We start from the raw sequence: 15,773 nt of genomic DNA on the forward strand, positions 1-15,773 counted from the left end.
CCGCCCCTCGGCGTCGTACTCGTAGGTGGACCATATGTCGTTCAACTGGTTGCCGGCCGCGTCGTAACTGACGGCAGTGCTTCCGATGCTCGTGAGTCGGTTCGTGCTTGAATTATAGCTCATCGCTGGGCACAAACCACCGCCCGAGCCCGGAACACACGTTCCGTTCCCGTACTGGTCGTAGCTGTACATCAGATCGTAGGCCGGACTCCCCGAAGCTACGGCGTGCGTCAGCCGATTCACGGCATCATAACAGTAGGTGAAGGTGTGGCTGTAACCCGCATTCACATTGTCCGTGTAGGTTTCGCCCGTAATGCTGCCGTTGTCGCCCGCACCTTGCGGCAGCGAGCACGGCGGATTCGGGCTTGGCGCGTAGCTGTACGTCAGAGAATAATCGGCTGACAGATTGCTCGAATTGCCCAGTTCCATCAGCGTCGGTTGAAGCCGATTGTTATACTGGCGCGTCTCCTGGGACTGTGCGCAGCCTTGACCCCCGCACATCGTGTCGATGGCGCCCCAGGGGGGCCAACCCTAGGGCGTGAGGCATTCCGTTGCCGTCTTGAAATACGTAATCCGTGAGGCAAAAGAATGCAGCGGCAAGGCCGCCGAAGGCCAGCCGACGGAGTTCCAACTTTGTCGCTTTGGGGAAAACCCGAAGAATCCGGCCGGACAAGAAAGAAAGAGCAGGAACGTTAGCAATCCACGAGCGAGCAGGCACACGTCACCTCCGGCGCGCAGCTTCTAGTGCGGTCTTTCTTGAGTGCGCAATACGATCAAAGAAATGTTGGGAAACTTAATAGCACCTGAGAAGATTACATGTCAAGCACAAATTTTCGAAAACGCAACTAACGCTTTAAGCGCCCGCAGAAAGATTCTTCGCCTGACCAGCTATCATCGCAAGGGTGCGCTGGGCGGGAAATCCACCGCACTGCGATGGAGTGCGAAGTCCAGGGCGGCTCCGCGGCTTTTCCGCAATTCATTAAGATCGGCGATAATAGAAACATCTGACAAAGGGACATGAACGAACATCTCAAGGAAAGAGCGGAAGAACTTCCGGCGCGGCCGGGCGTATATCTTTTTAAGGACTCTGCCGGGCGGCCGATTTACGTGGGGAAGGCCAAGTCATTGCGCCACCGTGTGCGGTCTTACTTTCAGGATTCGCGTCCCAGCGACGAAAAGCGCGACCGCCTGCTCGACGTGGCCGCCGAGCTCGAAACCATTCTGGTGGACAATGAGAAAGAAGCCCTTGCGCTCGAAAATAATCTGATCAAGCAGTTCAAGCCACGTTACAACGTGCTGCTGCGCGACGACAAGACCTATCCCTACATCAAGCTCACTTTGCACGAGCGCTTTCCGCGCGTGTATGTCACCCGCCGATTAAGGAAAGACGGGTCTCGCTATTACGGGCCATATTTTCCCGGCGGGCTTGCCTACCGGATTGTGGACCTGATCCACCGCCGGTTCTTTGTGCCATCGTGCAAAGTGGACCTGACACGTTACCATCCACGCCCCTGCCTTCAGTACTACATCAAGCGCTGCCTGGGACCGTGCGTCGAAGGCTTGACCACTCCGGAACGGTATGCCGAAGCGGTGCGCGACGTGCGTATGTTTCTGGAAGGCCGCGAAAGCGAGCTGATGAGGGACCTGCACAATCGCATGGAGCGCGCTTCAGAAGATCAGCGCTATGAAGAGGCCGGACGCTATCGCGATCAGTTGCTCACTGTCGAAGAGCTGCGCGAGCGGCAGAAAATGGCCGCATCGTCCGGCGAAGATTTCGACATCTTCGGGTTCCATCGAGAAGCTGCGCAAATGGCCGTGGACCTCTTCCACTTCCGCAACGGCCGCACGGTGGACCGCCGGGAATTTTTCTGGGAAGACCTCGCTGAGCCTGACCTCGGCGATGTCTTCGCAGCGCTGGTGAAACAGGTCTACCTCGATCAGCAGTACGTGCCGGGAGAAATCTACGTGCCGGTCGGATTTGAAGACCAGGGATTGCTTGCGGAAATCCTGTCGGAGAAACGCGGGCGCTCCGTGCACATCTACACTCCAGAGGCCGGCAGGCGGCGCGGGTTGCTGGAGCTGGTCGCCCGAAACGCGCGCCACTCTTTCGAACGCAGGTTCCGGGTCCTCAAACCGAGGACGGAGGAGATGCTCGGCGAACTGGCCGACGTCCTCGATCTCGATAAGCCCCCCCGGCGGATCGAGGCGTTCGACGTTTCGCACATCCAGGGCACTGACATTGTGGCCTCGATGGTCGTATGCGAAGATGGCCACATGACAAAGTCCGATTACAGGAAGTTCATCATTAAAACGGTCCCGCAGAATGACGATTTTGCCAGCATGCGCGAAGTCGTGGGTCGGCGTTACCGCCGCTTGCAGCAGGAAAACAAAAAGCTCCCCGATCTGGTCTTGATCGACGGTGGCGTGGGGCAGCTCCATGCCGCAGCAGACGCACTGGCCGGACTCGAGATCATCAACCAGCCGCTGGCCAGCATCGCAAAAAGGGAGGAGATCCTGTACGTCTACGGGCGTGAAGATGAGCCAGTGGTCCTTGACCATCACTCGCCCGCTCTTCACCTGATCCAGCGCATCAGGGACGAGGCGCACCGGTTTGCCGTTACGTTCCATCGAAAGCGCCGCACGCGCCGGGATCTCACCTCAGAACTACTTGAAATCCCCGGCGTGGGTGAGCGCACGGCCAGAAGGCTGCTAGAGCACTTTGGCAGCCTGGCCAAGCTCGAATCCGTTAGTCAAGAGGAACTGTGCCAGATTGTGACACAAAAGCAGACTATGAGGATAATGGAGTATCTGGCGGCGCGAACCCGCAATTAATAAATAGACAGTCCAGTCGTAATATTAATAATTGCTTTAGATATAATGAACTTTGTAGTTGAAAATCCAACCGGACTTTGATATCTTTCTCTTGTCAAAGGAGGTTTACCATGAAGACGAAAAGCATGCTTTACGGCTTGGGTATCCTGTCCGCCGGCGTGGGCATTGGTGCTGCGATGGGTCTCCTTTACGCTCCTCAGAGCGGACGTCAAACGAGGAAGCTGATTTCCAGGGCCGCGGAAGACGGTGCTGATTTTGTTGCGGAACGGAGTCGTGACATTTGCCGGCAGGCCGAGGAAGCATTTGAGCGAGGTAAGGATCTGGCGACCAGGCTGGTTGCCTGAGAGAATTCAGGAGGATATTCTATGAGCGAAAGCAACGGAGGGTCGAAATTGGCTTTCTTTCTGGCTGGAGCAGGGATTGGGGCGATACTGGCCTTGCTTTTTGCTCCCAAAACGGGCCAGGAGACGCGCGACTACATCGCGCAGCGGGCCAGTGAAAGCAGGGACCGTGTCGCGGAAAAGAGCAAGGAATACCGCCAGAGGGCCGAAGGTTACGTCGACCGGGCCCGGGGCACGGTTGCCAAGCAGAAGGAACAGTTGTCCGCCGCGCTTGAAGCCGGCAAACAAGCTTACCGGGAGGAAAAGGGCAAGGTGGCTCAGTAAACCGCTGTAGGCCACAGGCGGCCGAGAGTAGCGTAATGGTTCATGAGACCCTGTTGACAGTTTTCATTATCATTGCCGCCGCAGCCCTTGTTCTGCAGGGCCTTGCCATGTTCGGACTGTACAAGGTGGTCGAGCGCATGCATGGTGAGGTATCATCCTTGCGGGCGGAGGTCTCAAGCCACATCGATCCGCTGGCCGACTCTCTCGTCGAAATCGTGGCGAATTCCCGCGATCCTCTACGATCCATCACTGCCGACCTGGCGGAGGTCGCCCGCGTCCTGCGCGAACGCACCGGGAGCGTGGACGAAGTCATCGATGACCTGCTGGACCGCTTCCGGCTGCAGGTCATCCGCGTTGACCAAACCATCACTGACGTGCTGGAAAAAGTGGACAGGACCACCACCGCCGTCCAGCGCAACATCATCGCTCCCGTCTCGGAAGCGTCCGCCGTTCTGAAGGGCGTCCAGGCGGGGCTCGATTTCTTCTTGTCACGCCGCCGCCAGGCCTACACCAGCGACGTCCCGCAAGATGAGCAGATGTTCATCTAGTGGATTGGTTTGTCACTCCGGGCCCGCTCGCCCTCCGCCTGCGAACGGCGCTGGTCCCGCAGAGCGGGAGAAGGGGCTGAAGGTAGACTGCGCGAAGAATCTGGGCATTTATATTCAGACAAATACTGGGATGCTTCGCGACGCTCAGCATGACACCGGACCTGGAGACCGCGGCCGCCGGGGCTCCCAGGAGCTGGTGGCGTGGAGCGGTCCGAAAAGTCTTCAAAAAGCGCAGGGGTGGCACGCGCGCCCCGCCCCTGACGGATCACGGCCAGGCCCACCCCGAGCGAAGCGAACGGGATGGCCGTGCCACACGTAATCCCGCTTGCTCAAACGTTCATCCCATTCCACACGCAAGGCAACTCCGGCAAGAGAGAAATCCTTGTCCCGCCATCAGCGGCCCTCAGGAGCGGCTGGCCCAGGAAAAAGCAGAGCTGAACCATCCCTCCCGTCGCGCCCGGCGCGCCCGACGCGAGCGCCGAAACGCGCGATTTCTCTGCCTAAAAGAGTACGTTTGCTGCCTGCCGTGGCCACCTTTGCCCGCGCCGTTCATCCCGGAAAAACCAAGACAAGGCTGATTCCCGCGCTCGGTCCGCAGGGAGCGGCGGAATTGCACCAGGCGCTGGTCTCTGACGCTCTCCGCAAGGTGGCGGGGCTTGCGGGCAAGGCAGGGTGTTACGTCTTTACGGCAGGCGGCGCCCTGCCAGAGCGGATGGTTCCGCGCGCTTTCGAGCGCCGGCGGCAGCGGGGCCGCGACCTGGCCGAGCGGCTCAGCAGGGCCTTTACGCAGCTTCTTCGCGCCCATTCACGAGCGGTGATTATCGGCACCGACTCGCCAACGCTCGCTCCTGCCGTGCTGCGGCTCGCGCTCGAAGAGCTGCGCACAGTCGATGCGGTGCTGGGGCCGTGCCCGGACGGCGGCTACTATCTCATCGGATTGCGGCGCGCCGTACCCGGCCTTTTCACCGGCCTGCGCCTCGGAACGGAGTTTGCTTTTGGCGACACGCTCGCAAGCCTGCTGGCGCATGGACTTTCCTGCTCAGTGCTCGAACCTTGCCCCGATATCGACCGCCCGGAGGACCTGGCCGCGCTGAAAATATGGCTGGCCTCGAATCCCGCCGCCCGCCGCCTCGCCCCACACACCTGGCGCTTCCTAGCAAAGATGGGTTGATGTGGCACGGGCGTCTCGCCTTGGGTGCCGCACCTTGATTTTCCCAGAAATTCAAAACCGCGTTGACGCTCCGAATTGGGGTGTATAATGCGAAGAAAACATGGCATTACAGGTGGGGACACGGCTCGGGGTTTACCAGGTTGTCTCGCCACTTGGTGCAGGCGGCATGGGGGAGGTGTATCGCGCCCGGGACACAAGACTCCAGCGCGACGTCGCCCTCAAAATCCTGCCCGAAACCACGGCCCGTGATCCCCAGCGCATGGCGCGGTTTGAGCGCGAAGCGCAGGTCCTTGCCTCCTTGAATCACCCCAACATCGCAGCCATTCATGGCCTTGAAGAATCGAACGGCGTCCGCGCGCTGGTGATGGAACTGGTGGAAGGCGAGACGCTGGCGGAACGACTTAGGATTACGACTCGCGTAGGGGAGGGCTCTACACTACCGCGGGAGCGCGGGGCGCTCCCGTACGAAGACGCCCTGCCCATGGCCCGGCAGATTGTCGAAGCGCTGGAATACGCGCATGAGCACGGTGTGATCCATCGCGATCTGAAGCCGGCGAACGTGAAGATCACGCCGGAAGGCACGGTGAAGGTGCTGGATTTTGGTCTGGCCAAGGTTCTGGAGGCACAGGACTCCACGGCCACGACGGATATGGCCAACTCGCCCACGCTGAGTGCTATGGCGACCCAAGGAGGAATGATTCTGGGGACGGCGGCCTACATGAGCCCGGAACAGGCGAAGGGGCAGCGTGTAGACCGCCGCTGTGACATCTGGGCGTTTGGCTGCGTGCTGTTCGAAATGCTGTCGGGCCGGAAGCCTTTCGACGGAGAAACGATTTCCGACGTGCTGGCGGCGGTGATCCGGGCCGAGCCGGAATGGACGGCGCTGCCGGCAGGAACTCCACCACACATTCAGAGACTCGTCCGCCGTTGTCTGAATAAAGACCCGAAGCAGCGCCTGCGCGATATCGGCGAAGCGCGGATTGCGATCGAGGAAACGCTGAGGGGTTTCCCCTTACTCACAAGCCCTCTCCCACCGGGTGGGGGTGGTCCCGGAGAACGGGACCGGGTGGGGGTCTCTACGTTCCGCCGCGTCTTGCCGTGGGTCGTCGCCAGCGTTGCGGTCGCCGCGCTGGGGGTCGTCATGTATATATGGAAATTCGCCGCTCCCGTGCAGCAATCCCCCATGCACTTCAGCATGGTCACCAACTTTGCTGGGGTGCAGGCCGCGCCAGCGATTTCTCCCGATGGCCGCTCGGTGGCGTTCGTTTCCAACCGTGAGGGTCATTTCAATATTTACGTGGGCCTGGTGCGTGGCGGCAGCCTGGTCCAGATCACCCACGATCCCAATCTAAAATGGCGACCGAGCTGGTCACCGGACGGCGCCACGCTCGCTTTCACGCGGCTCAACGACTGGGGCACTTGGGACATCTGGGAAGTTCCGGCTCTGGGCGGAATCCCGCGTCGAGTCATCCTGAACGCCACTGACCCTGACTGGTCGCCTGACGGGCATTCGCTCGCTTACACGAACCTGTCGCAGGAAGGGTACGGGGGAATTTGGATTTCCGGCATTTCAGGTGAAAATGCGCGTCAAGCCGCGCCGCCTTGGGCCGTCCAGGGGTGGGTCCTGGGGTGGGATACCCAGCCGCGCTTTTCTCCGAACGGGCGCCAGATTGCGTTTATCGCCAGCGGCCCCGACGGCGGGCCATCCGGCAGAATGGCAGTTGCAGACCTCGACTCAGGGAAAACCCGATTCTTGACACGCGATCGTTCGATGGAGCGTTCGCCTGCTTGGTCTCCGGACGGACGCTCTATTTACTTCGCCTCCAACCGCGGCGGCACGGTCAACATTTGGAAAATTGCCGTCACCGGAGGCGAACCCAATCAGATCACGGCTGGTGAGGGCGATGACGCCGATCTCGATATCTCAAAGGACGGCAAGAAGATCGTTTTCGGGACGATGCGGCAGAAAATCGGCACCGCTCGCCTGGATCTTCGGGCAAAGCCGGGCGAGCAAAGCGTGCAGGTCCTTACCGCCGATCCGGCGCGAAATCAGTTTGCGCCTGCCTACTCCGCTGACGGGAAGCATCTGGCTTATTTCACCAATTTCAAAGGCGTGGAAAGGGAAGGAATCTGGGTTTCAGACGCCGACGGCTCAAACGCTGCGGCGCTGGCGCAGGATGAGCGGATCAATATCTTCCCGGCATGGACACCGGATAGCAAGAACCTCGTCTACTCGTCCTTGAGCAGTGACCCGGCCTCCCGGGAATCGGACTATCGCCGCGTCTCCATATCGGGTGGGACGCCGGAGACGCTGCTAAGCATTCCAATATGGAGCAAGCCGGATGTCGGGCGCAATGGGCGTTTACTCTTTATGGGTGCAACAGGAAAAGTTCAAGTCTTCGATACGAACACGGGAAAGAGTCACGTGATTGGCAGTCTCTCTAAGACCGTGCCATGGCGCTCTCTGCTCTGGTCGCCGGACGAGCATTCCGTGGCCTACATGATAAGACCAGGTAAAGAAGACGACCCGAATGCCGGGCTGTGGGTGGATGACCTCAAGAATCCTCCACGGCAAATTTTCCACGGCTGGGTCGTTTGGTTTGCTCGCGGTTCGGGGAATGAGCTTTACTTGCTTGAAGGAAAGCCGGACTTGAATGGCGTCCTGTGGAAGCTGAACTGGAACGGCCAAGGCCTGACACGCACGCCTCGGGTTCTCCCAATTCTCAACAATGCTGGGAGCTATGAACACTTGGAGACGGTCAACGTTTTTGACGTGTCTCCCGACGGGCGCTACCTCGTTTTTGACGCGGCCCAGGTGTGGGAAGAAAACATCGGCATGATCGAAAACGTGCGATGACGTTTTAGCAAAGTGGAGCACGATCAGGGCTGAGGAGCTTTTCCGGGCCCCTCTGGACAATTTCGTTATAAACGGCTTCCGATTCGAGGCTCCATTGCCAGGTGTCTTCAAAGGCTGTGATCTGGGCGGCGGACTCTTCTCCGCTTTTTTCCTTGAAGAGCACGTTGTAGGTGGCGCTTGAGTTGAAGGGTGGATCGAGATAGATGAGGTCCACGCTCTCTTTCGCCACATGCTCGCGGAGGATTCCGAGGTTGTCGCCAAAATAGAGCTTGTTTTTCCAATCCATTTGCGCAAAAGGATAGCACAAACGGGGAACGCTGGCGCACGCAAGATGCCCTCACCCGGTCCCGCCCCGCAAGGCGGGAGGACTACCCTCTCCCGGAAGGCGAGGGTTTTTAGATTGGTGTTCCGCCGTGGGCCGGCTATCTTACACACGTGGCGGCGTAAAGCCGCCGCTACGGTTTCGCTCTCTTTGGACGCACAGCAGATTCCTCGTCGCCCGTCGGCTCTCGGAATGACCCGTGGAGGGCTGGCTTCCAGAAAGAAGAGCCGCGGACCCCAAAATCGGGGGACCGCGCTACCAGCTTTTGGTTGGGTGCAGAAGCAGATTCCTCGGGCCGGAAGGGCACCGGTCCTCGGAATGACGGCGTGCAGTAAACAATTACGTGGGACACGACGCTACCGCTTGAAGGGGCGGGTGGAGAGGATTTTGCCGCCTTCCTGGATGGTGTAGGAGGTGTTGGCTTTCAGGTTTTTGAGGGCATCTTCGTGGCCGCTGGGCCAGATGATGTGTACTTCTTCGGCCGAACCCGCCTTGCCGAGTCCAAAGGTCAGCGGCAGTTCGCTCTGCGAGCAGTAGCTGGAGCCGGAGTGGACGGTCTGCCAGTTGGCGGCGCCGCCGGAGCGCACCCAGACTCGCGCTCCGATGCCGTTGCGGTTTGAGCGGGTCCCGACGGTCTTGATGCGAATGGCGTTGGCGGAATTTTCGCCCTCGTTTCTGAACAGATACGCGGGGCCGTTGTTAGTGGTGACCAGAACGTCCAGGTAACCATCATTGTTGATGTCGGCGTACGCCGCGCCGCGCGCCACGATCTGCCTGCTGAAGCCGAGCTCTTTTCCCACCTCATCAAAGCGCTCCTGGCCATCATTCTTGAAAACCAGCGGCCGTTCCGCGTAGGTCACCTGGGCCTGGATGCGCGCGATGTCGGGCTCGATGTGGCCGTTGGCAACAAAAAGGTCCTGAAGGCCGTCGAGGTTGTAATCAAAAAAGAAAAGGCCGAACGACAGCGACAGGCGGCTTTCCTGCCCGATGGCTGACTGCGGCGCGACGTCGATAAAGAAATTGTGCTTCTCGTTGTGATAAAGCCCCAGCATCTGGTTTGAGAAATTGCCGATGGCCAGGCTGGGGTAGCCGGAGCGGTCAAAATCAGCGGCGTCAATGCCCATGGCGCCGCGCGCGATGCCGTTGGCGTCGTAGGCGATTCCGGCCTGGACGGCGTCCTGCGTAAACGTCCCGTCATGATTATTGTGATAGAGCTTGTTGGGTTCGGTGTCGTTTGACACGGCAAGGTCCGGCCAGCCGTCCATATCGTAATCGACGACGGCCACGCCCAGATTTTTGCCGGTAGGGTCGTAGATGCCGGCCTTTTTGGTGACGTCCTCGAAGCGTCCGCCGCCGAGATTGTGGAACAGGCGACAGCTTTGTCCCTTGTAGGCGCCGGGAGTGCAATAGGACTTGTGTTGCCCGTCGAGCGAGCAGTAAATATCCGTTTTCTCCGACCACTCGACGTAATTGCAGACGAACAGATCGAGCTTTCCGTCTTTATCGTAATCCACCCAGGCTGCGCTGGCGCCGAAGCCCGTGTTGTTCACATCCGCGGCTTTGGTAACGTCACGAAACCTGCCGTTATGCTCATTGTGGAAGAGGCGCGCTTCGCCGAGCCCGGTGACGTAAATATCGTCCCAGCCGTCATTGTCATAATCGCCGATGGCGACTCCCATTCCATACATCGGGATATTCAGGCCGGCGCGCGCGGTGACGTCGGTAAACATGCCGTTGCCGTTGTTGTGGTAGAGCTTCATGGTCGTCTGCCGGCGGACGTAGCCGGGGAAATCGGTCCCGTTGATCAGCAGGATGTCCTGATTTCCATCGTTGTCGTAATCGATGAAGGCGCAGCCCGAGCCCATCGTTTCCGGCAGAAATTTCTTGCCGAAACTGCCGTTGTTGTGGATGAAATGAATGCCCGCCTGGGGCGCGATGTTGACGTAATGCCTGGCGGGCGTGGCAGCCGCGGCGGAAACGAGGCGCGGACCGCCGATCTGCGCCGCACCAGCCATCAACATCAAGTTCTTGAGAAAATCGCGGCGCGAAGATGGATTCATCATTATCGGTCAGAAACCTTTCAAGAATTCAGCCCCGAGAAGAGGGAAGCCGCAGTTGATGATAGCTGCTCCGCTGCCGAAGAGCGATGCTTACCGAGCAGCCCGCGTTTCCGCCACAATCTTGTGCGCGGGGCGCGCGTGTAGTTTCTTACCGGCGGCAACTTTGGTGGCGTGGTGCGCGAGGCGTTTCTGCTGCGTCATTGTCCGGTGCGCCGCATGCATGTGGAGATTATCGCGTCTCGTGGCGGCGAGGTAGCCGTAGCTGCCGTCCTTCTTGTAGCGCTCGAGCGCAATCTGCTGCGCTTTTTGCAGCCTGCCCGGCAGCCAGTTCCACTGCTGGCCGTAGTTCCAGTAGAACTGGAGACCTTCGGCATTCTCGTCGTTGATCGAGACATGCTCATGGATGGGCTGGGCCTCGATGTTATCCTCCGGATGGCTCCGATCGTACGGGCCCAGGAGGGCGTTGGCGCTTTCGTCCGCCTTGAAGCGCATGTAAAGCTTCTCTTCGTGGTCCGATTTGGCGTTGTCCTGCAAGCCGCGATAGCAGAGCATCAGGTTGTAGTGCGCAATCAGGTCCTCTGGATCGATGCTCAGCGTATATTGGAACTGCTTCACGGCTTCCGTGTACTTGCGCTGGAGAAAAAGAATGTGGCCCATTTCATTGCTGACAACGCGATCGCCGGGATGGAGGTCATGGGCCTTCTTGTATTCCGAGTAGGCCTGTTCGTAGTCGCCCTGCGTCTGGTAAACCTGTCCCAGAAAATAATGCGAGCTCGCCAGGTTAGGATTCAGCGACATCGCCGTCTTCAGGAACGGGACGGCCTGGTCCACGTCGCCCTCCTGGACAAGCGCCCGGGCCACGTTCACCCAGCCATCGGCATATTTTGGATCGATTTTTGTGACCATCTCGAACTCTCGCGCAGCGCCCTTCAGGTCGCCCTGCAGCAACAGGCCGATGCCGTAATCATTCCAGCGGTAAACGTCGTCTGGAAGCAGCCTGGTATTTTGCTCGAAAGGTTTCGAGGAGGCTGGCAGCACCGGCACTGTCTCGGTGTCCTCTGACATTACTATGGTGGGAACGTCGGGAACCTGCTTCACCCTGGCCGAAACATTCGAAAGGTCGCCATCGAAGAGCCAGTCGGTGTTGTCATAATACGGCGTCGTTTGGCGGTCTTTCTGATGCGGATCGGGCCGTCCCGCAAAGGCCCATTGAGTGTTCCACCAGTCGAACTTGCGGTAATTCAGTTTGGCGGTGAAAGTGATTTTGCCGCCGCAATCGTCCGGGACCTTCACTCGAAAATGGACGGCGTCGGCCGCGCCGGGAGGTATCAGATGCGCGTAAACCGTGGCGTGCGCCGACCAGGCGTTGCGCTTGTTGATCCAGTGCCCTTGTTGGTCGATCGAAAGCGAGCGGTAATAATGGGCCGCGGGATCGACAGGCCCTTTGCCGTTATCGGCCGCTTCGCCGCTCCAGAAGATGGTGTGGCCCTTGTCGTCCACTCCCTTAAGTTCCACCCAGCAATCGAATGCATCGACGGTGCCGCCTGGGAAGAAGTGTCCAAGGGATTTTGTGCGCACGACCACTTCAACCCGCGCGGTTTCGCCCCGGCGCAGATAGGCGACACCGCGATTGACCGGCGCCATCAGCTTTGCCGGAGGCGCAGCACTAACCTGTGCCGCTTCCAGGCCGCGGGCCGACTCTTCGCCGACGGCGAACATGGTGGAAGCCTGCGGGGCTCCACTCGGCGCGCGGGATAACTGCTCGGACTGGCCTTTGGGCTCATCGGTGATGGCGAAGATGTCCACTGTCACCGCGCCTTTCAGAAACTTCTCAACATCTGCCACCTGAGACGCATCGCCGTGGGAAGTCGGCACGGCCGTATTCGCCGCCACAAAGCGGTGCGAATGGACGTAGCCGTCGATGTTTCCAAAATCGCCGGATTTGACCATCGGCATGTGGCAATCAACGCAGACCATCGGCTTGGGGGGATAGTAGAACGACCGCGCGCTGTTGCCCGAAACGCCGCTCCCTTGCCAGTTGTCGTAGTCGTTGAATCCGCGTAGCCAACGATAGTGGTCCACAGGAACGTCCAGATGGACCTTGTGGCATGATGAGCAGAACTCTGCCACGTACCGGCGATCGCGGTGAAAGGGTTTTAGGAAGACCTTCCGATGCGGCTTGGGATTGAGAAGGATTGAAAAATTGGCGATGTAGCGCATCAGCGGGCTCTTGCTGGCCACCAGGCGGTCGAGCTGCGGGTATTTCATCACGTAGCTGCCGTTTCCCATGGTGCTGGTGACGTGCGCGATCGCATGGCACGACATGCAGCCCAGACCGGCCTGGCCTTCCGGCGTGAACTCGATCTGGCGGACCGGGTGTTTCTGCATCATGTCGGTGAAGGCGACTGCATGGTCATGGCAACCGGCGCACCACATCGACGGCTTGATCCCGATGGTGTCCTGCATGTACTCGATCGACTTGCGGTACCACTGATTGTTGAAGGACGAGAAGTGGTGCATCGAGTGCTGCCATTGGGAATAGATGTCCTTATGGCACGGCTGGCAGGTCTCCGAATTCATGAAGAACTGGTTGGGAATGGTCCTGCCGTCAGCCGTCTGCGCGGAGTTGGGCCACATCAGGCTGTTCTTGCCTCCACCTTCCTGGTACATGCTGACGGGCGCGGTTGGCGGGTTCTTGATCATATATTCCGGGTTGGGGAAATAGTGATGGTAAAGGGAAACCACGCCATAGAAGATCAGAGCTGCAACAAATCCGGCTCCGGCAATCCGCCACGGATTGCGAGCGAATTGAATTTCGCGGCCGCGCAGCCAGGAGCGCAGACGGACCAGCAGGAAGATAAGGCCGGCGATTGAAAATCCCACGTGGAGGTAAAGGGCGAGGCTGTGAGGGACCGTCATTCCGGCGAAGAACAGGTAAACTCCGAAGCCCGCGGCAAGCGCGAGACAGACGATGGAAATCCAGCCTGAAACGCCCCTGATGTATTCCCGATGCCGATTGAGATAAATGACGAAGAGAACGGCGGCCAGCACGCCCAGGAAGGGATGCAGGAGCGCATTGGCGACGTAGAAGAGATCCGGCGTGGCGTACGCAGCCAGATAGGCGGCGTTGAATACCAGCACCAGCCCAAGAACGAACAGGACCCTGCTCAGACCGCGACGGCGACCACTGCCATTGGGATCAGCACTCATGTGCAATTGAAAGCGTCCTTCTTGCCCCGACCGCGACGCCGAGGGCTTTACCTTATCGAATTCCGCCCGGGTATTGCAAGGTCGTTTTGTACCTGCCAGATGATTTTAAACCACTACGAACTTGGTTTTTTTGGATTAGGCACGCGGGCCGGCCCGGAAGATAAAAAGAGCGGCACGTTTTCTTGCGGGTCTTCGATGCTCGTCCCACTCCGTGTTAGTCTGAACCTACTACATCGCTGCACAGATTCGATTAGACGATCCGCTAAAAAGTTCTACCATCGGAAAAGCGCTTGCCCTCAAGCACAGGACGCCGTTATTGTGAATTCACTCAGGCGTCGGGTCCGGAATGTACACGCAATGAACCGTCGGAATTTGCTCAAGCTGCTTGCGGGGATTGGGGCTGTAGGCGGCGCGGGCGGCCTGGTTTACGAGTCACCGCGCATCCGGGAGGAACTCGTGCGGCTGACGCGTCGAAATCCCCCCAGCCACTCGTTTCAGAACCAACTCGTTGATGTTACCGCGCAAGCTGGCATCGTCTTCAGTCACAACAGCGGCGCGTTCGGGGCGAAATATCTGCCGGAAACTCTGGGTTCCGGCTGCGCCTTCCTGGACTATGACAACGATGGCTGGCTGGACATCCTGCTGATCAACGGAAAAGACTGGCCGGGGCACGGCAACCGCCGCACCACGATGAAGCTCTATCGTAACAACCAAAACGGAACCTTCACGGACGTTACACGCGAGGCCGGCCTCGACGTTGAAATGTACGGCATCGGCGTGGCGGTGGGGGATTACGACAACGATGGATTTGACGATTTTTACGTTACCACGTATGGCCAGAGCCGGCTTTTCCGCAACAACGGTAACGGCACCTTTACGGACGTAACGCGAGCCGCGCGCCTCAGCGGCTACTCGAGCCTGAGCACCTCCGCGTTGTGGTTTGACTATGATCGGGACGGCCATCTGGACTTGCTGGTGGCCAACTACGTCAAGTGGTCTCCGGAAACGGACATCTTCTGCAGCCTGGATGGAAAGACCAAGTCGTATTGCACGCCGGAGGCATATCCGGGAACAACCTGCTGGCTTTTCCATAACCGCGGCGACGGTACCTTTGAGGACGTCACCGGCGAGTCCGGCCTGCACGATCCCACCTCCAAGTCGCTCGGCATCACGATGATCGATTACGATCTTGACGGCTGGCCCGATGTCTTCATCGCCAACGACACGCAGCCCAACAAGCTTTATCACAACAACCACGACGGAACTTTCACGGAGGTTGCAGTCTCGGCAGGAGTCGCCTTCAGCGAAGACGGCGTGGCCAGGGCCGGAATGGGCGCTGACGCCGCCGACTACGACAACTCCGGCATGCCCAGCCTGGTGGTCACCAACTTTTCGCAGCAGATGGTGGGCCTCTATCGGAACGAGGGCCACGGCTTCTTTATTGACGAGGCGCCCTCGACCGCAGTGGGACAATCCACGCGAATGATGCTTGGCTTCGGCTGCTTCTTTTTTGACGTTGATCTCGACAGCATGCTTGACCTGCTGGTGGCCAACGGCCATATCGACGCCACCATCAGCCGGGTTGACGCCAGTATCACCTATGCAGAGCCGCCGCGCTTGTTTCATAATGAAGGGCGTGGCAAGTTCCGTGATATCAGCGCGCTGGTGGGAAAATCGTTCGACCAGCCGAAAGTGGCCCGGGGCGCCGCTTACGGAGATTTTGACAACGACGGCGACCTCGACGTGCTGATGACGACGAATAACGGGGCCGCGTATCTTTATCGCAACGATGCGGGAGAGAACCACAGCATCAGGTTTTCCACGGTCGGCGTCCGCTCAAACCGGGATGGAATTGGAACTAATGTTCACATCTGGGCGCCTCAGGGAAAACGCTGGCTGACGGTAAAGAGCGGGTCGAGTTATCTGTCCTGCTCCGATCCGAGAGTCACTTTCGGTCTTGGCCCTCACCGGTATATCGAAAGAGCATTGTTGGAGTGGCCGAGCGGGGAGAAGCAGGAACTCGGAAGGCTGCAAGCCGGGCGCACGTATGTGGTCCAGGAAGGTAAGGGCATCATCGGCGATGTTCCCTTCCACGGTATGACTTAAGC

At 59.1% G+C, this 15,773-nt stretch carries 11 protein-coding genes; 7 read left to right on the forward strand and 4 right to left on the reverse strand.

The features are described from left to right. The coding region (locus tag VFQ24_18235) for a hypothetical protein (protein HET9180299.1) at positions 1-501 on the reverse strand (501 nt) is incomplete at its 3' end. Between the two features lie 516 nt (positions 502-1,017). Between VFQ24_18235 and uvrC the strand changes: the two genes are divergently transcribed. The 6 genes from uvrC (at position 1,018) to VFQ24_18265 (ending at position 8,073) form a co-directional block, all read left to right on the forward strand. Beyond that, positions 1,018-2,832 carry an excinuclease ABC subunit UvrC gene (gene uvrC, locus VFQ24_18240; protein ID HET9180300.1) on the forward strand — a complete coding sequence of 605 codons (1,815 nt, stop codon included), beginning with the start codon at positions 1,018-1,020 and terminating at the stop codon, positions 2,830-2,832. 110 nt (positions 2,833-2,942) lie between these two features. After that, the gene (locus VFQ24_18245; GenBank protein HET9180301.1) at positions 2,943-3,176 is read left to right on the forward strand and encodes a YtxH domain-containing protein; all 234 of its coding nucleotides are present in this window, start codon (positions 2,943-2,945) and stop codon (positions 3,174-3,176) included. Positions 3,177-3,197: 21 nt separating this feature from the next. Then, entirely contained in the window at positions 3,198-3,497 is a 300-nt protein-coding gene (locus tag VFQ24_18250; protein HET9180302.1) for a YtxH domain-containing protein, read from the forward strand. A 35-nt stretch (positions 3,498-3,532) separates the two neighbouring features. Continuing rightward, positions 3,533-4,045, forward strand: coding sequence for a hypothetical protein (locus tag VFQ24_18255; GenBank protein ID HET9180303.1), 513 nt, complete (start codon positions 3,533-3,535; stop codon positions 4,043-4,045). A gap of 514 nt (positions 4,046-4,559) precedes the next feature. After that, positions 4,560-5,216: a TIGR04282 family arsenosugar biosynthesis glycosyltransferase gene (locus VFQ24_18260; GenBank protein ID HET9180304.1), complete on the forward strand. Its 657-nt coding sequence runs from the start codon at positions 4,560-4,562 to the stop codon at positions 5,214-5,216. Positions 5,217-5,316: 100 nt separating this feature from the next. After that, positions 5,317-8,073, forward strand: coding sequence for a protein kinase (locus VFQ24_18265; GenBank protein ID HET9180305.1), 2,757 nt, complete (start codon positions 5,317-5,319; stop codon positions 8,071-8,073). A 4-nt stretch (positions 8,074-8,077) separates the two neighbouring features. Here the strand turns inward: VFQ24_18265 and VFQ24_18270 are convergent, their stop codons facing one another. The 3 genes from VFQ24_18270 to VFQ24_18280 form a co-directional block, all read right to left on the reverse strand. Next, on the reverse strand, positions 8,078-8,359 hold the full coding sequence (locus VFQ24_18270) for a modification methylase (GenBank protein HET9180306.1): 282 nt from the start codon (positions 8,357-8,359) through the stop codon (positions 8,078-8,080). Positions 8,360-8,751: 392 nt separating this feature from the next. Next, positions 8,752-10,458, reverse strand: a complete 1,707-nt coding sequence (locus tag VFQ24_18275) for a CRTAC1 family protein (GenBank protein ID HET9180307.1) — start codon at positions 10,456-10,458, stop codon at positions 8,752-8,754. A gap of 87 nt (positions 10,459-10,545) precedes the next feature. Then, complete coding sequence (locus tag VFQ24_18280) at positions 10,546-13,665, reverse strand: tetratricopeptide repeat protein (GenBank protein HET9180308.1); 3,120 nt, start codon at positions 13,663-13,665, stop codon at positions 10,546-10,548. A 357-nt stretch (positions 13,666-14,022) separates the two neighbouring features. Between VFQ24_18280 and VFQ24_18285 the strand changes: the two genes are divergently transcribed. Beyond that, the gene (locus VFQ24_18285) at positions 14,023-15,771 is read left to right on the forward strand and encodes a CRTAC1 family protein (GenBank protein ID HET9180309.1); all 1,749 of its coding nucleotides are present in this window, start codon (positions 14,023-14,025) and stop codon (positions 15,769-15,771) included. Positions 15,772-15,773 lie beyond the last annotated feature (2 nt).

It is taken from the genome of Terriglobia bacterium (assembly GCA_035712365.1).
GTDB lineage: Bacteria > Acidobacteriota > Terriglobia > UBA7540 > UBA7540 > SCRD01.

Coding starts and splice junctions, on each gene's coding strand:
- uvrC (HET9180300.1), top strand. CDS start 1,018: ATGAACGAACATCTCAAGGAAAGAGCGGAAGAACTTCCGGCGCGGCCG.
- VFQ24_18245 (HET9180301.1), top strand. CDS start 2,943: ATGAAGACGAAAAGCATGCTTTACGGCTTGGGTATCCTGTCCGCCGGC.
- VFQ24_18250 (HET9180302.1), top strand. CDS start 3,198: ATGAGCGAAAGCAACGGAGGGTCGAAATTGGCTTTCTTTCTGGCTGGA.
- VFQ24_18255 (HET9180303.1), top strand. CDS start 3,533: ATGGTTCATGAGACCCTGTTGACAGTTTTCATTATCATTGCCGCCGCA.
- VFQ24_18265 (HET9180305.1), top strand. CDS start 5,317: ATGGCATTACAGGTGGGGACACGGCTCGGGGTTTACCAGGTTGTCTCG.
- VFQ24_18270 (HET9180306.1), bottom strand. CDS start 8,359: ATGGATTGGAAAAACAAGCTCTATTTTGGCGACAACCTCGGAATCCTC.
- VFQ24_18275 (HET9180307.1), bottom strand. CDS start 10,458: ATGATGAATCCATCTTCGCGCCGCGATTTTCTCAAGAACTTGATGTTG.
- VFQ24_18280 (HET9180308.1), bottom strand. CDS start 13,665: ATGAGTGCTGATCCCAATGGCAGTGGTCGCCGTCGCGGTCTGAGCAGG.
- VFQ24_18285 (HET9180309.1), top strand. CDS start 14,023: ATGAACCGTCGGAATTTGCTCAAGCTGCTTGCGGGGATTGGGGCTGTA.